Raw genomic sequence first — 20,122 nt, 5'->3', positions numbered from 1 at the left:
GGTAATGACTCCGTCATATGGTAAATCTTTCTTGTCCATCCCAAACAAGGTATAAGAATGCTGCACTTGGGAACCTATCTCTTGAAAAGAATCTTTATCGAGCAGCAAGTCCAGCCGCTCAATGGCATGGAGCTTCCCCTTGGAGTGTTGCTTCTCTACATCATACTTCATCATAATCCACCGCTAACACAGAATACTTGTCCGGTTATATAGGAAGAATCCTCTGATACTAAATAGCGAACGAGAGAGGCAACTTCCGATGTGGTTCCAAATCTACGCATAGGTATTTTTTCGAGTAATGAAGTCTTAATACTCTCTGGAATCTGCTTTGTCATATGAGTTTCGACATATCCCGGAGATATTGCATTTACGGTAATATTCTTTATGGCTAATTCCATAGCAAGAGACTTCGAGAATCCAATCAAACCAGCTTTTGCAGCTGCATAATTTGATTGCCCAAACCCTCCAGTAAGTCCGATGATAGAAGAAATATTTACTATTCTTCCCCAACCACCATCAATCATTGGCTGCAAGCAAGCTTGGCTGTAGTAAAACGCTGCATTCAGATTGATGGAAATCACATCATCCCACTCGTTCTTAGTCATTTTTCGGCAGGTCTTGTCTTTTGTTATGCCAGCATTATTTATCAATATTGAAATTGTACCATGTTGCACAATTTCAGCAACGACCCTTTGAATTGCCTCATAGTCATGAGAATCAGCTTTCAACGGGTGGATGAATTCTGATTCAATCTTTGCAGCCTCAGAAGAAGCGCTATGATATGTGTAATACACATCGAAAACTTCTGAAAGAACATCTACAATGGCTTTCCCGATTCCACGAGAACCACCAGTTACCAAGGCAATTTTTCTCATACACCGTCAACCTTTACCATTCCAGCAATATCGCCCCGTAGGAAAGCCCGCCTCCGAATCCCACCAATACAATTTTGTCACCCTTCTTCAACAACCCTTTCGTCGCAGCTTCAGCCAAGGTAATGATTACCGAAGCCCCAGATGTATTGGCATATTGGGCAATCGTGGTATAGGTCTTTTCCATCGGTACTCCCAAATCCTTGAAACACTTCAGGATGATGTTAATGTTTGCCTGGTGGGGAAATATCCAATCTATATCATCAATCGACAAACCAGCATCCTTGAGTACTTTTTTGACGGCAAATGGCATGACCCTAGTGGCAAAATCCCAGACCGCCTTCCCTTCCATCTGGAAACGGTGCATATTCTTGTCTAAGGTCTCATGGGTTGCAGGGTATCTGGATCCCCCGGCAAGAAATTGGATGACCGAAGCGCCTTGGCCCTCAGTCATAAGATACTTGGTCATGATACCCTTGCTTTCAGAAACCTCGGACAGGATGCAGGCTCCGGCACCGTCACCGAAGAACACACAAGTCGACCTGTCCTTCCAGTCCATAATTCTTGAGTAAGTCTCCGCCCCGATGACTAAGATATGCTTGTAGGAAGGCTCTGCGACCATCATGGAATACCCGACTGAGATTGCATACACAAAGCCTGCACAGACAGCTCCGACATCAAAGGCCGCAGCGTTGTACGCTCCTAACTTACCCTGTACAATAGATGCTGTCGGGGGCTGAATCATGTCGGGACTGGATGTCGCCAAAACAATCAAATCAATATCCTCTGCATGGATTCCGGCATCCCTTATGGCATTCTGAGCAGCATATAGGGCTAGGTCGCTCGTTGCTTCCTGGCTGGAAGCAATTCTTCTCTCTTTAACGCCAACCTTCGAGAAAATCCACTCGTCAGTGGTATCGATAGTTTTCTCAAGGTCCTTATTGGTCACCACTTTCGAAGGAAGGTAGTAACCGGTTCCGGTTATGCCTATGGTTCTCACCCTTTTTTCTCCTATGGATTTTCAACACCATTCATTCGAATTACTTTTCCGGGATTCCCAACTACGACTACATTATCTGCAACCGCTTTAAGAATTACCGCCCCAATACCTATCATTGCATTGTTACCAATCGAAATTCCATTGATTACTGAAACATTAGGAGCAATCCAACAGCTGTATCCGATATTCACGCTACCTGAAATTTCTGCACATGCTGTTACAACGGTATTTTTCCCAATCACACAGTTATGGGCAATGTGTACATGATCATCAATATTAACAAAATCTTCTACCACGGTAGGATCAATCGTACCTGAACAAATAGTCGACAAAGCACCAATCTCAACATGTGCACCAATACTAACACCACCAATGTGGGGAATTCGAATTGAACGGAAACCTTTTTTTTGTGCAATTCCAAATCCCCATCCACCAATTACTGCATTTTCCCTAATTACTGAATTCGCCCCAATTTTTACATTTGGGCCGATTCTAGCTCCAGAGAATATTCTGACATGCTCACCTATTACAGCATTATCTCCAATCGTTACATTTGGCTCTATGTAGACGTCAGTAGAAATTGACACATTCTTTCCTAAATACGCCTGATACTTCTCATTCCAAGTGAAAGTACCTCTAAGCGACACAGTATTACACAATGGTTCAAGAATCTCGGCAAATTTATATCGTGGGTCATCGTCAAAGACAAACCCGTTTGAAGCAGATAGATGCTTTACTACTGATCGATACTCAGGCTTGGTGATTATTATTGATCCGTGTATGGATGATAGATCTTCAATTAATGGTCCTGTAACTTCCTTGATAAAAAGCAATGAATTACTACTAGGATTAAAGATCGAAGAAAGACAATTAATAGCAAAATTATCTTGCTCCGAGAATATTGAATGCTTTTCTCTCCAGTAGGTTTCTAATGGCCAATTAATCATTGCAATCCTACTCCAGTATCAAGAATATCGTTTACAGGTCTCTTTCAAATAAGCTTCAACAACATTAGTCCCAAGTATTTTACAAGTATACTCGAATAACTCTTCAGACGTTAAGGACGCCTCCTTCCACCAAAGAGGGTGCGTTAACAGCGTTAAAGATTTATTTTCATTAATGGCTGTATACAATCTCACCTCTTTCCAAAATTCTCTCCGATTGCTGTCGGATACATAAATAACTTCCGAATAGTATTCTTTCTGATATGCGTTCACCCAATTGGGAATATTCACGTCATTGAGCAACCAATCCGCAGGTTTATGAAAAGAAAGAGTTCTAGAAATCGGAAGAAAGGAAGAAAGAAATTCATAATAGGATTCAATAAAGCTTATCATTTCTTCCAGATTCTCATATTGGGTGGCATCAATATGCAGTCCGATTTGGTGACCCATATCAGCTAGTTGTCTAATAATCAGTTGGATTTTATTTGAGCATATATTGTAGACAGGACAATCAGGAAGAAAATACCAAGTTGATTTCATCCCCAAAGAATGCTCGATAGTGGCAAGAGGGATAACCCCTATATAATCTGTATCTACATCATGGCGCAAATACAGCAATTTTTTAGGCGATAAAACGTCACCTATTAGGGGATTTGAGTATTTTTTTACAATCAATTCCTTCAAAAGCTTCTCATATGATTGATAGGAAAAATCTAAGTCTAGATTCATGGTATATGTATTTCCATTTATTGAAAAAGTATGAATTCCCTAAATATTCTCTACATTAAGCAAGTGAGCAGGATTACCGATGATTGTTATTCCATCCTCAAAAGACTTGGTAACCACGGCTCCCATCCCAACGAAGACATTTGTTCCAATAGATATCCTATTCCTCAATGATGCATTGATTCCAATGAAACAATTCTCACCAATTCTACAATATCCACCGACAATGACCCCGGCCGTCAACTCGGTATCGTGGGCGATGTGTACATCATGTCCGATATGGACATGATCATCTAACTTGACCCGGTCTTCTAATATCGTGTCATTCCCAGTTCCGCAGCAGACGGTCGTAAAACTGCCAACCTCTACTTCAGCTCCCAGTACAACACTACCTAGGCTTGGAATTCTGATTATCTGATTCTTTTCATCCCTAGACATGACAAACCCATACCCTCCGATAACGGCATTCTGTTTGATAATGCAACCTGCACCTAGTATTGTATTGGAAATTCTAGCACCGGACAATATGGTTGAACCTTCACCAATGATAACATCATGATCAATAAATGAGCCCGGCTGGATCTTTACATTCTTCCCAATCTGCACATTCTCACCATACCAATAGCCTTCCTTTGCAAGATTGTAAGTTCGATTCTTATTGCTACCTTGTCTCTCTTCCCAAATCATACTTGCTACAATTGCATAGTCTCGGGATGGATTAGGAGAGAATTGGATACAGTTGTACTTCCGATAATGTTCAGGTACATCCACCCCATCCTCAACGAAAACGAGACACTGATGTGCTTTTTCCAGATGAACCATGTTGGATGCAATTTTCTTTCCAATAAACAATACGGAATTTGGTCTTGGTGACTCTAAATAAGTAGCCCCGAAAATCTCAAAATCGTATTCAGGATTGAACTGTTTTACATTCATGTATCCGTAACTGCCTTTCTGATAAATAAATCAGACCGCATTAACTTTCCTGTAAATCACACAGATAAACATTATTCCCTAAATCTCCCAGCGAAATCAGTAGTAGCACAATCCTCCAAAGGAAATCTCACAGGCTTCCCTTCAGCAGCAGATTTGTAGATGGCCAGCACCAGCTCAAGGGCACGTTTTCCGTCCTCTGCGGTCACCTTCGGCTGCCGATCAGTCCTGATTGCTTCAATCACATCTGCGAATAAGGGGGTGTGGCCGAATCCGTACACGTTGGGTGGATTCTCATGGTAGGTTGCTTTCACTTCCTCGGCGTCGTCGAGCATGTCGGCGAACCGCCACTCCTCGATGATGTTCACCGACTGGCCCCCGGCCTTCACCGTACCCTTCTCGCCGAACAGGTAGAGCGTCTCCTCCAGGTTCTTGGGATAGATGTCCGTAGTCCCCTCGATGATGCCGTAGGAACCGTTGGCGAACCGGATGAGGGCGATGCCCAGATCCTCTGCCTCGATGTAGGGATGGTTGAGCTTGTCGGTGTAGGCGAACACCTCGGTTACTTCGTTTCCCATCATCCATCTCAGTAAGTCAATATTGTGGATGCACTGGTTCATCAATGCACCTCCGTCCTGCTCCCAGGTACCACGCCAAGAAGCACGGTCGTAATATTCATGACCCCGGTTCCAGCGGATGTGGGCAGTACCGTAGAACAGGCGGCCGAAACGCCGCTGGTCCATCGCCTCGCGGATCTTCACCACCGACTTGTTGAAGCGGTTCTGGTGGCATGCACAGACCTTGACGTTATGCTTTCTTGCTTCCTCAATTATTGCATCTGCATCCTCGATGGAGAGGGCAATCGGTTTCTCTACAATGATGTTTATGCCTCGCCTGATACAGTCCAAGGCGATGGCGGCATGCTTTCCGCTCTCGGTGCAGATGGAGACCAGCTCGGGCTTCTGTTCGTCGAGCATCAGTTGATAGTCATCGTACTGTGCAACTTTCGAAGCATCCAATTTGAACTTGAGCATCTTGTCTTCAAGCATGGCTGCATCGATGTCGCACAGGCCAACTATCTCAAGCTTGTTTGCTTGGGCTGCGGCCAGATGGTTCGGGGAGATTCTCCCACAGCCGATCAATGCATATCTCATCACAGCACCTCTATGTTGTCGCGGTTCTTGATTGCCTTCATCACGTTCTTGGTGTCGAAAATTGCTTTTGCATGCTGCTGTACAAAGCCATAATCCACATTGCTGTGCGCCGCAGTGACCATGACCAAATCGGACTCTTGCAGAGTCTCCTTCGTGAGTTCCTTCAAACCCTGCACCGCCCTTCCCTTGTACCGGTACTCAGCCACCCAGGGGTCGTAGTAGGTCACTTCCGCCCCTTGCCTCTCCAGTATCTCGATGACCTTGAGTGCCGGACTCTCGCGGTAGTCGTCAATATCCTGCTTGTAGGCTACACCCAACACCAATACCTTCGATCCGTTGAGGGCTTTCCTGAACCTGTTCAGAATCTTGGAGGCACGCTCGACTGTGTATTCAGGCATGCGGTCGTTGATCATCATCGAGCTCTCTATCATCGACGTATGGAATCCGTACTCCCTCGCTTTCCAAGAAAGGTAGTAGGGATCGAGGGGGATGCAATGCCCGCCAAGTCCAGGGCCGGGATAGAAGGCCTGGAACCCATAGGGCTTGGTCTTTGCCGCATCGATGACTTCCCAGATGCTGATTCCCATCTCGTGGCAGAGCTGGGCAAGCTCATTTACCAGGCCAATGTTCACATTCCGATAGGTATTCTCCAGAATCTTCTCCATCTCTGCCACCGCAGGGCTGGAAACCTCGGTCACATCACTGGAAAGCACCGCACGATACATTGCTGCAATCACCTCGGTAGCATCCTTTCCGATACCTCCGACCACCTTGGGGGTGTTCTTCGTCTTGTACAACAAATTGCCTGGATCGACACGCTCAGGGGAGAAGCCGAGATAGAATTCTTCCCCGCAGACAAGGCCGGAGCCTTCCTCAAGCAGGGGCTTCACCAACTCCTCGGTGGTCCCCGGATAGGTGGTAGACTCCAGGACAACAATTGAATCCTTCTTGAGATATTTGGCTATCTCCATGACAGAATCCCGTACGTAGGTGATGTCAGGTTGCTGGTGTTCGTCCAGGGGAGTGGGAACACAGATGGCGATGAAGTCACAATCCTTCACAAAGGAGAAATCACTGGTTGCCCTGAGCATCCCATTCTTCACCAAGGAAGCCAAGTCTTCCTGGACAACATCACCAATATAATTGATGCCTTGGTTTACCATATCCACTTTCTTCTGCTGGACATCAAAGCCAGTGGTCTTGAAGCCTGCTCTTGCTTTCTCAACAGCCAAGGGGAGGCCAACGTAGCCCAAGCCAATAACAGCAACTGATATTGTTCGCTTATGAATTAAATCTAGAATCTTATCTTTTATCATAATATCTTACCTTGTTTATATTTTTTAACTATTCTCGTATCACAATAGAAAAATCTTCCTCGCACAACTGAAGACCATGCAAACTATAACTCTTTAACTTCCAAATACTTCTTATTACATTCTATGGTGATGAGTTACACTCAAGTAATTCAATCAATTTATCCGTAAGTACCTTAAAGTCATACTTCTTGGCAGCATCTCTAGCATTCTCACATAATGCTTGATATTCCCTTGAATCTAAACCAACCAATTGTTCAACGGATTTTGAGAACTCCTCAGGTGAATTCTCTCGCAGATGGTACCCACATTTATATTCGTCTATCATTGAATAGGCTGCGTCACCTATAATCAATAGAGGTTTTCCGGCTGCCAAATATTCAAAGCTTTTGTTCAAACTCAACCCAAAACGAAATAGAGGAGAATTCTCTAATACGAAAAAGGTAGCATCAGCACGGTGTAAAATCCCCGGAACAAAGTGTTTCCCTACTTTTCCCTTAAAAATTACATTCTGTATCTGCTCATCCTTTAGTCGCTGTTTCAATCTAGTTAATTGGTCACCATCGCCCCATATTAAGAATTGGATTTTGGGGTTCTTCACCAACTTGGCTGCATCAAGTACAAGATCTAGATTATTTGCTCGTCGAATAGAACCAGTGTATACAAACTTGAAGGAATCTGGATTATCGAGGTCAACATCTTTAATAATTTTCTCTTGGACATTCCTATCAAATACATCCAGATCTACACCATTGTTAATATGATGAACTTTATCAAGATTTACTGAGCCTCCATGTTGTTTATCCCAGCCTTTTTCAATTATGTAATCTTTCCCGCCTTCCATTGTAAAAATTATACTATCTGCTTTTATATACATATTCTTTTCTAGATAATATAAATATCTTATTAGTAGATTGTTAGATTTTGCTACCTTATAGACAATAATTGATTCCGGCCACAAATCTCTGACTTCTACTATCAATTTTGAATGATATCGTTTTTGCAAGTATAATGCAGCATTGATAGGAAATGCTGCATTATCATAGATGACGATATTAGGAACTTGTCCTATATTTTGAATGATTCTTTTTGCACTTAGAATCAAATTCAAGTGAAAAATCAGAAATGATATCTTTCTCTTGAATCCATTTCCTTTATACGAATTAACTCTAACATGCACAAATCGCTGATTCCCATATTCTTTTATTTTAAATTTGCCTTTCCCTATGTCAACACTCTTGTTCATATTATGAAAAAAAGATCCACCGATAACAGTTACGTCATAATCTAATTCCCCAAGGTAGCGTGCAAACATATTGTGTCTCACTCTAACTTCATGATCTGGAGACATCGCATATTGATTAATAATCCAAATATTTTTTTTATTGGCTATTGTTTCCATCTATTAACTCGATGTTTTGTAGTATTTTCATTTTCTACTGTTTCCTCAACTATGCAATCAAACTAATAGAGTAATAGTTGCTCAATTAGGATTCTTAATAAAAATACAAAGGTAACAGGTGTCAGTATCCTCACACAGTTCAACCCTTTACATGCCTAATATAATGATTCATCCTTCTCCCTTCAGGAGTCTCAGAAACATTCTCTACTTTAAAACCATTCTTCTCATAAAAAGCATTTGCCGCATCATTATTTTCTGCATCAGTTTCAAGACAAATTACTTGAAATTCCGAGTCTTTGAAAATTTCACATAATTGCTCGATAAGCACAGAACCAATCCCTTTTGTTTGCACATTAGGATCAACTGCTATTGAGCTAATCTCAATATTCTTCTTATCCGTTTTCTTTGCACTTGGATACGTTAATGCTCTGATAATTCGCAGAATACTTTTTGGACTTCTTAGCGCTCCAAGAAAACCATACCAAGCAAAAGGGAAAAAGAATCGCTTAAGGATAAATGAATAAAATTGTGAAAGTTCTGTGGAATAAGCAAGAAACCCAACAACGCGAGATTCTTTCTTTGCAACAAGAATCCCTGAATCTGGGTGTAGTATAAAACCTTTATAGAGGTATTTTAGAAAGCCCTTCCCTAAGAAAGTAAGAAAGAAACCAGGGAATGAGGATAAATGGATTGCTGCAATTTGCTCAACTTCATGAAAATCTGTTGCTTTCTGGATTTTCATTTATAGCACCGCCAAACAGGTTCGAAGCAACAAGACCATATCAGCAAAACAGGAAAAGGCTCTAATTGATTCAGTATTAATCCTCATTTTCTCCCTCAATATCCTCTCCACATACACCTCATCAATATTCTCTGCTTCCTTCAAGATCTTCTCTTCATCCTTGTATTCAATACTCGCTTTTGAGGTGACCCCTGCAGGTAACAGCAATGTCGCCTTCATTTCATCAGTGTAATAGGCTACGTACTTTGGTACTTCAGGCCTGGTCCCGACGAAAGTCATATTACCCGTTAGAATGTTCAGCAACTGTGGAATCTCATCCAATCGATACTTTCTCAACTTTTTCCCAATCTTGGTTACCCTGGAATCATTATTGATGGTAACGAAAGAACCAATCTTATCAGCATTCACTACCATGGTACGGAACTTGAAGATCTTGAATCTCTTTCCATATTGAGTGACACGCTCTTGTCTATAAAAAACAGTTCCTTTGGAATCAATTTTTATGAATAGGGAAACAATTAAGAAGACCGGTGAAAGAATTATGAGTAATACTATCGACATGATCACGTCGAAAATTCTTTTAACCAGTAATGAAACAACCTTTTTCCTAAGCAGTTCATAATACGGTCTAACCGCATCATTCTGCATGTCTATGGGAAGTTTGTCCCATCGCTTAACCAACATACAACATTACCTGGTGAGAAAGCTTCGAATAGTCTGCAAAAGATACCTAATCTCTTCATCCTTCAGACACGTATTCAACGGCAATGTCACCTCATTCTCAAATTGCTTGTAGGTGTTTGGGAAGTCTTCTATCTTGAAGCCAAGCGTCTTGTATGCAGAGTGCATAGGAAGAGGCTTATAGTGGACGTTGGTAGCGATACCTGTTTCTGCCATATTCTTGATGAAGTCGTTTCTTTGTTGCTCTTTATAGCCGTTGATTCTCATCAAGTAGAGGTGCCCACTCGATTCAAGAGTATCGGTATAGTGTACCAGAGAAGTAACAGGCAAATCCTTCAGTCCCTCGTTATACATCTCAATAATCTGTCTTCTTCTCTTGAGAATCTCTGGATACCTTTTTAGCTGCACCAATCCTAGGGCCGCCATAATGTCAGTCATATTACACTTGTAGTACGGACCGACTATGTCATATTCCCATGCACCAAACTGCGTCTTTGATAAAGCATCTTTACTCTGCCCATGAAGAGATAACAATTGGACCTGATGATATAATTTGTCATTGTCCAATCCTTCACGATCTCTCCAGGTGAGTGCGCCACCTTCAGCTGTAGTTAAATTTTTTACAGCGTGAAAAGAGAAAGCAGTAAAATCTCCTAGCTGTCCAGACATCTTTCCTTTATAGGTAGCGCCAATGGAATGTGCAGCATCTGAGATGACTATGACTCGATCAAATAGAGATTGAATTTCATTGTTGGGAGAATAGAGTGCTTTATGTTCTTCAAGCACTTGGTAGAGGGCATCGTAATCGCACATCACCCCGCCAATATCCACTGGAATAACGGCTTTTGTCCGAGAGGTAATCGCCTTGCCGATCTTCTCGTAATCTATATGAAAAGAATCAGGCGCGACATCGACTAGTACAGGAGTTGCTCCCACATGGATGATGGGACTACATGATGCCGTGTATGTGTAGGCACTTGTAATAACTTCATCACCAGGACCTATTCCAAGAAGTATAAGGCAAAGCTCAAGAGCTGCGGTAGCAGAACTAAGACAACAGACCGTACTGGTATGACAATATTCAGCTAACTGCTTCTCGAATAGTTTTGTCTTCGGTCCGGTAGTAATCCACCCTGACCGTAAAGTATCAACAACCTCATCTATCTCTTCTTGTGTAATATCAGGAGGAGAAAATGTAATCTTTCGCGTATTACTCAAAGCAATTCCCCTTTTTTCTTATAACCCAGTGCTGTTGGATGAGTCAGGATAGCGTTTAGGCAGGACATAAGCTCCTCATCAGGAACTCCCCACTCCCACCCTATGTTCATAAGTTCCCCACCACTTATTTCAGCTCTGCGCCGAAATCTCGGTGTGGCTAACGTATTCCGTGCTCTCTTTCATCCAGCTTCAACTCAACCAGCCCAATATCCCAAAACCCCTCGATTCCTGCATATTTATGCAACTTTCGAGCTCTTTTTCCTTATTCCGGTATATTCCTTACTCGTACTATTCTTCAAAACGACTAAAGAAAGCGCAGAGTACTTACCAAAGGTTCCTGTTTGTTTCCCTCTGTAGGTAGCACCTAGGCTCTCTGCAGCATCCTCAATAAGAGGAACGTTATTGTGGTCACAAATCTCTTTAATCTCTTCCAACTGAGCAGGAATCCCATAGAGGTTTGCAACAATGACAGCCTTGGGTTTTGGGTATTTTTTAAATGCTCGCTCCAAGGCTCTTGGATCCATATTCCAAGTGTCTCGTTCACTGTCAATGAAGACTTGAACACCACCCTCATAGGAAACAGGATTAACGGTAGCTGAGAAGGTTAAATCAGAACAGAAGACAAGATCTCCTGGTTGTACGTTACAAAGCTTTAAAGCAAGATGAAGCGCAGCAGTACCTGATACAAGTGCTGCTGCATGGCTGACTCCAATAAAGGAGGCCATCTCATTCTCAAACTCATCAACATTCTTCCCCAATGGAGCTACCCAGTTGGTATCGAAGGCTTCTTGTATGTATTTCATCTCCAAGTCATGCATAGTTGGAGATGAGAGATAGATTCTTTTAATCATCTGATTTGTTCCTATATGGGCAATGAGTGCAAGCCTTACGGTTGTAGCAAAGTGGATACTTTCGTTCTAGTTCTAATGCTAATTCTTGATAATCTCTAACAATCTACACAGCAAACTCTCTGGATTCTCCCAATTATATCCAAAATTTAGGAAAGAATTTTTAACTGAATTAAAAGAAACAGTGCTACCATCATCCATCTCTATTGGCGGGCTGTTTATCTGAATCACATATTTTTGTTCCTGAAGCTTTTTGTATAGGAACATTAAATCCAGATCATGGAAGCCAATTCCAAGTATTGAAAAAGAGTGTTCTTTTTCATCCTTAACAACTAGCCAACAAGGATTTTTACCAGAACTCAATAAAGAATCTAGTAATACACTATAATTCATAATTACATCCGCTTCTCTTTCGTTAGCTCTACTATCCATTCTTGCACCTCAAAATTTTATATAGAGCCAACATTAATTGGCTATCTATGTTGATAAATAATCATTGCTAACTACAAAGTAATACGGAGCTATATAACACCCTACAACAATAATTTGAGTCTAATAGGGTCAAGAGGATCCCAGCATCCTTCCCTACAGCGTCAGATTTGAATAATTAACGTTAGTATTCATCTAACCCGTCACTACTGAAAGATGTCTATAAAAGTAACTGGTTGGAAGTCTTCAGAAGAAGAGTCTCCAATGATTTCACCAGCGAATCGATAGAACTTCGCTTGTGTTTATTTAGCGCATCGTGAGGATGGGCTTCAATGCAATCAGCAACAATTGTCTTAACTGTTTTTTCTGTTTTTTCATTCCAGATTTTACCACAATTTTGAAATACACTTTTCATTCTGAGAGACCACTTTTTATTTCCGCGGAAAGAAGATCCCTCTAATTGTATTGAAAATTCCTTTTGAATTGCATCCTTATAGACATTAACTTCAAAACAATCTTCAATTTCAGATTGGCTCATACCATTACAGATAGAACAAGTATAGCTATCATTTTCAAGATAATGTTCTTCTATTGCTTTTGTAATCCTTTCAATTGCTGCTTCATCATTATCAAAAAACACATAAAAAGAGCACAAAGTATTCCTTAGCGTTTGTAATTTATATAAGAGGTTTCCGGTCCCCCCAATCGCATCGATAACTAACGTATGATTTTTCATAGCTTCAGAGATCAAATTACTCAGGGTGGGTAAGATTGCAGTCAATGACCGTCTATCCGATTCTCCTTCAACAATCAATGCATAACTAGCATTCATCAGATTATCTGAAGCCTTTATACCAAGGATTTTCCGAATGTCTTCAATTCTCTTCGCCGAAACAGCTCTGCCGGAATTAACAATAATATTATGCTCGATAAATTGTCTCTCTACAAAAAGTGGATTATGAGTAGAAATGACAACTTGATTATTCTTTGCAATTCTTTCAATCACGCTGACCAGACCATGTATTGCTTCAGGGTGCAAATGGGATTCAGGTTCCTCGATAAGAATTACTTCATTTCCACTACTATTTATATTCTTCAACAAACACAATGCAACAAGACTTTTAATTCCATCACCCTTGAATTTGATGTCTGTTGGGGTCCCATCATCAACAATTACATTCAAATCAGTACGTAAGGCAATTCTCCTCTCTTCTTCCTCGATCTCTATTCGAACATCTTTCACTGATGGCAAGAATTCCTGCAATGAAAGCCGAATAGTATCACCAAGATGCTTGATCAGCGGTTTTTGCAATTCCGAAATAATCCTTAAAGCGTTCTGATACTCTTCTCTCTCCTCTAATACTTGGAGCTCATCCGAAAGCATGCTCCTTATAACAGAGAGCGCTTCATCATCAGTTCTAATGGCTGGTATATAATTAATTGAGATTCGCTGACTTATAAAATCTAAAATTTTTCTTTTCTTCTCATTTAGGGTTATTTGTCCTCTTCCGATCTTAGCAATTTTATATACAGGGCGAGAATCTATGCCTATAGATATCTCAATAGGCAATACACCATTAAGAGAAGATTTTATTGTCTCCTTAAATTCAATTAATTCAGCATCATCCAAATTGAATTCTATTCGAAAGGTTGTTTCCAATCCTTTTTTCTGTTTCTGTTTTTCTATAGGAAAATCTCTTTCCCAATTATAGATTGACTCATTTCTCCTTCTATATTTGCTCGAAATAATCCTTCGGCCTAATCTAAGTTCATGCCCAATTAGTAAGTTCATTGCAATATTGATGGCTTTAAGAAGATTTGACTTACCTTCATTATTCTTCCCAACTAAAACAGTCTTCTCAGAGAAATCAATTTTTTGAACTCTAGTGAGGCTTCTAAAATTGCTTACAGAAAAAGATAGAATTCTCATTTACCTTTCCTCTGTTTGTTAGCCTCAGCTGAATAAAAAAAGGTAACTGCATTTGAAAACAATCTCTTTACACCAACTTTAATACAAAATTCACTCGATATCTCTGTTCTTATATAACTTACTAGGTTTTTTGTTTCCTCCATTATCCTTCCCCATCCTCAATACCCCGAACAGTAACCTTACTGAGTATATGCACAGGAGTTACCCCGAGTGATTCAAGATAAGAGAAGGAATCAGCATTCCAAGTAAGAAATATTGGATTAGGTTCTTTCTTTAGGAGTGCTTTTACTTGATCTTGCTCTGTGAGAATCCTCTCTTCCAATTCAGGAAAATCAGAGGCAAGTAGTTCACGTACTACGAAAACAAAATCATTATCTGGCCCAAAGAACCATACTCTGTCTTTGTTCCTGTCGGTAATAAGAGAGTGTAACACCCCCTTGATACTCCCCTTGAAGAGAGAGAGCTCCCTATACGTCCTCACAATATACCCATAAGTCCTCTCTAACTTACTGGCGATACCCTGTGGAGTGAGGAAGTATTTAACTGAGTTGGGTTGAAGTCGCTCTATTTTTACCAAGCCCTTCTTAACCAAACGCTTCAACAAAATGTTGATCATCCCCAAGGACACACCAACATGCTCAGATAACTCTCGTTGAGTGGCATCTGAGTTTTGCTCAATGTAGGATAGGATGGAGAATTCCTTGGTTGTTGGTTCGCTTTGCATACAGTTATGTCAGAACAATTTGTTCATTTTTTGAACGTAGGGAATAGGTAGCTCTGTTTCGAAGGGGAAACCCTTCGAAGAAGGCTTGCATTGAATTGCCTTGTGTTAGGAAGAAAGAGCAGGGAACAGGATGCACAGCTTCGCCACAACATACCACTTGAGGGTAATGCAGGAACCAGTAATACCATCCCGTTATATACCGGCTGCCGGAACATACTCGGTATACATCTTCGAGCCAGGAAGAAAACCTTCCTTCAAGAAGAAAAACCTGCTAGGGAAGCAGTACGTTACAGCTATGACACAAGAAGTCTCTAGTTGTTACCCGTTACTGCTTCACATGCTGAAAACCATACTACCACTACTTCTGGTTGCCATCAACTCAGATTTAGGATTTTCTTTACAATTTTGACGTAAATCTGTCAGATTCTTCTGCTTATAAGACAGAGAATCCTGCCATAAGCAAAGACATGTCAGTTTTTTCTTACAAATTTCATACAAAATGTAAATTTACTTGAAATGGGAGAAAAACCAACCTACTTCTACCGTTATAAAGAAAATCATTTTCCAAATTCCCTGAAGCAAAACCAAAATGTATTCCTCTTAGGAGGTATCTAACATAATTGGAGGTTACGTATATGCAATTCCAAGCAGCACTGGTATGGGCAATGCAAGAGAGCAAAGTAGACGAAACATTGCTTGCCGCGCGAACCGGATCGAATCCCAGGTGGATTACCGAAATCACCACAAATCCCGACTGGCGACCAAAGCTGGATACGATCCTACGACTCTGTCATGCACTGAAATTCAACGTGCTGACCTTTCTGGACTACGCAGAGGTCGGTTCGCGCGGCCAACACCCAACACCCAACACCCAACACCCAACAGAAAACAGAAAGCAAAAGCCAGCATTAGGTAAAACCTATGGCATTTCTGTGGAACAGCAGATGAAGTTAATCTTGGTTATGATGCCGTCTCATGTGGCCTGGACGCTTAAGATACTGCGTAAGGAGTGTGGGATAAGCCAAGATAGACTGGAAGAGATAACACCCTTCAGCAAGAGTACGATCAGCTTACGAGAGGGACGGAGAAACCAGAACTACCCGACGACCACGACACTGGGCATCTATTGCCAGGCGTATGGGATTCGACTCACTGAGTTTGTCTCTCGGTTGTTTCAGGAAGTACAATTGGACACGTTGCCGGTTATGAACCCCAATGTTTCTCTCTGCTATTGTTGATTATAATGGCCCAGCCGAAAAGACGACTGGGCCGATACTCCTGCGCTTGCTTCTACGAAGTAGAATCTTTTTTAGTGCCAAGCAAGGAAGCTTGCAGCATTGTCTGCAGTGACCATCTCACAATCAGTGTAGATGACTGGGTCAATTGAATCGCCACTCATGTACTTGATAATGTAGTCAACTGCAGTCTTGCCCATAAGTCTGGGCTGCTGCGCGACAGTAGCATCCATAATACCGTCAATGATTGCCTGTGCTCCGTCGGGTGAACCGTCGAAACCACAGACAGTCACAGTATCACTCAGATTCCGTGCCTTCACAGCCTGTCCAGCGCCCTGAGCCATCTGGTCGTCACAGGCAAAGATACCTGAGAGACCTGGGTAGGCAGTCAAGAAGTTCTCAGCAACAGTCATGGAAGTTCCCATGTCTCCATTACCGTAGTCAGCTGTTACAACTTCAATTTCAGGATAGTCACCGATCGTGTCCATGAAGCCATTGAATCGTGCAGTGGTTGCAGCATTACCTGCAGCACCATCGATAATTGCAACCTGACCGGTTACATTCTCACCGAACCATTCAGCAGCCAAGACACCACCAGCGTAGTTGTCAGTACCAATGTAAGAAACATAGTCTGACTCATCTGCACCGGAGTCTACGAGGAACACACCAATGTCCTGCTTTGCAGCATCATTGATGACATTCACGAGTGCCGTTGCATCGTTGGGGATCAAGACCAGGAAGTCGACACCCTGGGCAATGAAAGGTATCAATACCTCAGGGCAAGCCCTGAACTCAGGAGGCGTTGCCTCCTTTTCCGTCCCAAGGGACGGGGTATCTCACCTTGCTTTCCCTGCACTCGCTCGGGAAAGGAACCAGCATGATGGTTCCTTTCCTCTCGCTCCGTTGGGGAATAAACAGCATATCCTTGCCGCGCGAACCGGATCGAATCCCAGGCGGATTAACGAAATCAAGACGAATCCCGACTGGCGACGAAAGCTGGATACGATCCTACGACTCTGTCATGCACTGAAATTCAACGTTCTGACCCTTTTAAACTATGCAGAGGTAGGTTCGCGCGAAAACCATTCAACAAGAGTACACTCAGCTTACGTGAGGGACGGAGAAATCAGAACTATGCGACGACAACAACACTGAGCATCTATTTCCAGACGTATGGGATTCGACTCCCTGAGTTTGCCTCTCGATTGTTGCTGGTGTTTAAAGTAGAAAAAACAAAGAACTATCCAATTTCATTCCTGCGTTTCTACTCCACCGGCTCAACAAACACATAAACAGTGGAGGTATATAACCCCATGGGAGGGTTCTGGTAGATAGGGAGGTAGGCCAATAATCCCTGATACTGGTTATGACCCCTGCATATCCTGCTGAGCGTATGGACTCCCCTGTGCCTCTCGTACCGCCTGCTCCATGGCTACAAGCTCTTCATCACTGAGAAAGTCAAAATGCGCTGATCTCTTTCTTGTAGACAGCTTACCGTTACCCTGCAGACACAACTGAATGAATAGATCGATCAAACGGTCAGGCATATCAATAATATCCTGAATCGCCTTTTTGGTAGCGTCATAGTTGGCAAGGAAATTGAGCTCTTGTACAAGCTCTTCTTCAATTGTCTTGAGAATAAACGCCGACAAGGCTTCTGCTTGGACGGTCAAATCCATAAAGGAGTACCAAACAACACTCTCATTCTCCACTGTCATCCTCCCCATTTCATCGAGTCGATAGTCGATGACCTGAAGCAGTGGCTTGGAAAAAGCTTCCAATGATCGATCATACGCTTCTGGATTCTTAAGCATGACCGCTGAAATGGGGAACATGAGTCCACGCGGCACTAGGTTCTGTATAGAAAGAATATTGTGTATTAGAAAATGATGTATTCTGCCGTTTCCATCCTCAAACGGGTGCAGAAACACAAAACCATAGGCGATCACTGCAGCATGGACAACAGGAGGGACTCCTCCTGTTTTCATCCTGGTATGGGAAGCAAGCAAACCCTCCATCAAACTTGGCAGATCATCAGGTCTTGGGCAGATATAGTGGATTATCTCCTTCTGATAAGCAACCGACTGCCCAACATAGTTTTGTTTCACCCGATAATCACTGTCTCTGAATCGCGGGTCAACAATGCGGTTTTGAATCTCAATCAGACGTTCCTTATCACAGAAATCTTCTTTTTCAGCAAGGAGCAGAGATGCAATGAATGTTTCTATACGGGAGGAAGTACTTTTGACGTGCTCTATTTCAAAGGAAGATTTTGCCTCTTTGTTATAGAGGTAGCTCAGTGCCCTGCGAAGAAGCCCGGGAGGATACGCCGTAACAATTTCCTCACACCGCTTTTTCAGTGCTGCAGAATCCAATTCTAAGAGCTTCTTCGTTTTCCTGACGACAGGACAAAAGGCCCTAGTACCAAGGAGGTTGTTCACAATGCGGTGACGTGAAGACCTTTCCCCCTTCTCTACGGTGTAATAGTCTCTGCTTTCCAAGGCATCAACATAGTTGCCGGTGGTCATGTCGTTGAGAGGCAACAGATTTTCCGTTAGAAACTCATAGAAAAACCAAATCCTTCGGGCATATTTCCCGGTTGGTTTGGATCTGATGTACTCAGTAAGCACCCTAGGGTGCACCTTTTCGAAGATTTTTGCCAGTAAAGCCAGATTCACCCCGTCATATTTCAGTGCAAACTCAAGATGCTCCCCAATTGTTTCACCGGGCCAATATTGGGTTCTGAAAACCTCATCAACAAACCCGTCCCGTATATTGATGGATTGTGTACCTGTAGCGGAGACTGTCGATCTATGCCAGTTAGGTATACCTACGATTGCAAGTTTCTCAATAAGATATGCATACCCTGCCAGTCGATGGTCAAAAACGTGTATATGCATGGACATGCCTCACAAAAGTAATATCATACTGTAAATATAGTTACATTTCACCGGTTTGTAAACAAATAGTATTATTATTTGTCATACTCATGCAAATTCAGTTATCCTACAGGCAAAGCGATTACAAAAGGAAGGCGCGCTGTAATAAAAGGTATGTTCCTGTCAAAATCCTTATCCGAAGGCGATACCAAGCCACTTCTTTCCTGTCAATCTTACATGCTGTTCAATCAATATTCTGCGAAACAGTTCAGAACCTGCTGGAAAAACCGACAGAATAATACATATGTCCAGCTTTGGGACACATTCCTGATACTGACCATACCCTGCTGGAGAAAACCTTCCATCTTATAGTGTATGACAAACCTACTGAAACGTCGTGGAACCGAGATGATTGCCCAGATGGCTTGGCGCTACCTGGAAGGAGACCCGGAAGAAAACCTGCCGAAACTCCTGAAATTCATCGAATCGGTTGATATGGCCGAGTCCTCAAAGGAACTCCGGGAGAAAGTACAGGGTATTCTTGATACCAAGGAATCTCCTTGGTATGAATACCTGCTCTCCTTCTGGCAGGACATCGACACCTCAGTATTCAAGCGGTTCTTCAATACCTGTATCCTGAATGCATACCTGGCAAGAAAGAAAAAGGAAGTCGAACAGGACTCTACAATTCCTTGGGTGATAATATTGCACAATGAATGTGATGAGGCCATCAGGAAGGGAAAGCTCGCCGGCACCTACGTATACTGCTTTACCCAGATGCCAGATAACAAGAGAACAGACAGTAAGAAAACAGAAAACAAAAAGACAGACAAAGATACACTTATCGCGCTGTGCGTAGCACACCCCGACTGCGCATTCTTCGCTCCTTTTCCTGATGGTGTCATTGATGAAGCGTTTGCTTCCCAGCTTCTCAGCGTACAGAACCTCTACCCTGTGATAACACCAGGCGATGAGCACACTCTGAAGCTGCTGAGGGAAAAGAGACTGCTCTTTGGATTACAAGATGCACCAGAGACGGAAGCCTTGGTAGCAACTGGGGCGAAGTTCATCTGGTCATGCTCTGAAGATACC

The 20,122-nt window shown here is 42.4% G+C and carries 20 protein-coding genes; 2 read left to right on the top strand and 18 right to left on the bottom strand.

Annotated features, from left to right (window positions below; translation table 11 throughout):
• From JF818_RS15815 to JF818_RS15740, 16 genes are all read right to left on the bottom strand, one after another.
• A partial coding sequence (locus JF818_RS15815; RefSeq protein ID WP_304945019.1) for a carboxyl transferase domain-containing protein occupies window positions 1-171 on the bottom strand: 171 nt, incomplete at its 3' end.
• On the bottom strand, window positions 171-875 hold the full coding sequence (gene fabG, locus JF818_RS15810; RefSeq protein WP_198893008.1) for a 3-oxoacyl-ACP reductase FabG: 705 nt from the start codon (window positions 873-875) through the stop codon (window positions 171-173). The genes fabG and JF818_RS15815, both read right to left, overlap by 1 nt.
• Window positions 876-888: 13 nt before the next feature.
• Window positions 889-1,872, bottom strand: a complete 984-nt coding sequence (locus tag JF818_RS15805) for a beta-ketoacyl-ACP synthase III (protein WP_198893007.1) — start codon at window positions 1,870-1,872, stop codon at window positions 889-891.
• An 11-nt stretch (window positions 1,873-1,883) separates the two neighbouring features.
• Complete coding sequence (locus JF818_RS15800) at window positions 1,884-2,819, bottom strand: UDP-3-O-(3-hydroxymyristoyl)glucosamine N-acyltransferase (RefSeq protein ID WP_198893006.1); 936 nt, start codon at window positions 2,817-2,819, stop codon at window positions 1,884-1,886.
• 18 nt (window positions 2,820-2,837) lie between these two features.
• Window positions 2,838-3,545, bottom strand: coding sequence for a hypothetical protein (locus tag JF818_RS15795; RefSeq protein WP_198893005.1), 708 nt, complete (start codon window positions 3,543-3,545; stop codon window positions 2,838-2,840).
• Between the two features lie 39 nt (window positions 3,546-3,584).
• On the bottom strand, window positions 3,585-4,478 hold the full coding sequence (locus tag JF818_RS15790; protein ID WP_198893004.1) for a DapH/DapD/GlmU-related protein: 894 nt from the start codon (window positions 4,476-4,478) through the stop codon (window positions 3,585-3,587).
• A 71-nt stretch (window positions 4,479-4,549) separates the two neighbouring features.
• Window positions 4,550-5,629 carry a Gfo/Idh/MocA family protein gene (locus JF818_RS15785; RefSeq protein ID WP_198893003.1) on the bottom strand — a complete coding sequence of 360 codons (1,080 nt, stop codon included), beginning with the start codon at window positions 5,627-5,629 and terminating at the stop codon, window positions 4,550-4,552.
• Window positions 5,629-6,945 (bottom strand): nucleotide sugar dehydrogenase, encoded by a 1,317-nt coding sequence (locus tag JF818_RS15780; RefSeq protein WP_198893002.1) that lies wholly within the window; start codon window positions 6,943-6,945, stop codon window positions 5,629-5,631. Before JF818_RS15780 ends, JF818_RS15785 begins: the two co-directional genes overlap by 1 nt.
• A gap of 121 nt (window positions 6,946-7,066) precedes the next feature.
• Complete coding sequence (locus JF818_RS15775) at window positions 7,067-8,344, bottom strand: glycosyltransferase family 4 protein (RefSeq protein ID WP_198893001.1); 1,278 nt, start codon at window positions 8,342-8,344, stop codon at window positions 7,067-7,069.
• Window positions 8,345-8,483: 139 nt separating this feature from the next.
• A complete protein-coding gene (locus JF818_RS15770; RefSeq protein WP_198893000.1) occupies window positions 8,484-9,086 on the bottom strand; it encodes a GNAT family N-acetyltransferase in 603 nt (200 codons plus the stop codon).
• Window positions 9,087-9,770, bottom strand: a complete 684-nt coding sequence (locus JF818_RS15765) for a sugar transferase (protein ID WP_198892999.1) — start codon at window positions 9,768-9,770, stop codon at window positions 9,087-9,089.
• 6 nt (window positions 9,771-9,776) lie between these two features.
• Window positions 9,777-10,985, bottom strand: coding sequence for a DegT/DnrJ/EryC1/StrS aminotransferase family protein (locus JF818_RS15760; protein WP_198892998.1), 1,209 nt, complete (start codon window positions 10,983-10,985; stop codon window positions 9,777-9,779).
• A 236-nt stretch (window positions 10,986-11,221) separates the two neighbouring features.
• Window positions 11,222-11,836 (bottom strand): DegT/DnrJ/EryC1/StrS aminotransferase family protein, encoded by a 615-nt coding sequence (locus JF818_RS15755; protein WP_198892997.1) that lies wholly within the window; start codon window positions 11,834-11,836, stop codon window positions 11,222-11,224.
• A gap of 78 nt (window positions 11,837-11,914) precedes the next feature.
• A complete protein-coding gene (locus JF818_RS15750; RefSeq protein ID WP_198892996.1) occupies window positions 11,915-12,265 on the bottom strand; it encodes a hypothetical protein in 351 nt (116 codons plus the stop codon).
• A gap of 217 nt (window positions 12,266-12,482) precedes the next feature.
• Complete coding sequence (locus JF818_RS15745) at window positions 12,483-14,192, bottom strand: ATP-dependent endonuclease (RefSeq protein WP_198892995.1); 1,710 nt, start codon at window positions 14,190-14,192, stop codon at window positions 12,483-12,485.
• A 142-nt stretch (window positions 14,193-14,334) separates the two neighbouring features.
• On the bottom strand, window positions 14,335-14,916 hold the full coding sequence (locus JF818_RS15740; RefSeq protein ID WP_198892994.1) for a winged helix-turn-helix transcriptional regulator: 582 nt from the start codon (window positions 14,914-14,916) through the stop codon (window positions 14,335-14,337).
• 635 nt (window positions 14,917-15,551) lie between these two features.
• Here JF818_RS15740 and JF818_RS15735 point away from each other — a divergent pair.
• Complete coding sequence (locus JF818_RS15735; RefSeq protein ID WP_198892993.1) at window positions 15,552-16,154, top strand: helix-turn-helix domain-containing protein; 603 nt, start codon at window positions 15,552-15,554, stop codon at window positions 16,152-16,154.
• A 71-nt stretch (window positions 16,155-16,225) separates the two neighbouring features.
• On the opposite strand, the gene JF818_RS15730 is transcribed toward JF818_RS15735, so the two are convergent.
• The gene (locus JF818_RS15730) at window positions 16,226-16,921 is read right to left on the bottom strand and encodes a sugar ABC transporter substrate-binding protein (protein ID WP_198892992.1); all 696 of its coding nucleotides are present in this window, start codon (window positions 16,919-16,921) and stop codon (window positions 16,226-16,228) included.
• Window positions 16,922-17,515: 594 nt separating this feature from the next.
• On the bottom strand, window positions 17,516-19,051 hold the full coding sequence (locus JF818_RS15725) for a Fic family protein (RefSeq protein WP_198892991.1): 1,536 nt from the start codon (window positions 19,049-19,051) through the stop codon (window positions 17,516-17,518).
• Window positions 19,052-19,405: 354 nt separating this feature from the next.
• Between JF818_RS15725 and JF818_RS15720 the strand changes: the two genes are divergently transcribed.
• The coding region (locus tag JF818_RS15720) for a hypothetical protein (RefSeq protein ID WP_198892990.1) at window positions 19,406-20,122 on the top strand (717 nt) is incomplete at its 3' end.

Origin of the sequence: Sphaerochaeta sp. S2, from assembly GCF_016406725.1 — a bacterium.
In the GTDB taxonomy this organism is placed as follows: domain Bacteria; phylum Spirochaetota; class Spirochaetia; order Sphaerochaetales; family Sphaerochaetaceae; genus Sphaerochaeta.
The sequence above is the reverse complement of the archived record's forward strand: the minus strand, read 5'-3'. Positions and strand labels throughout refer to the sequence as shown.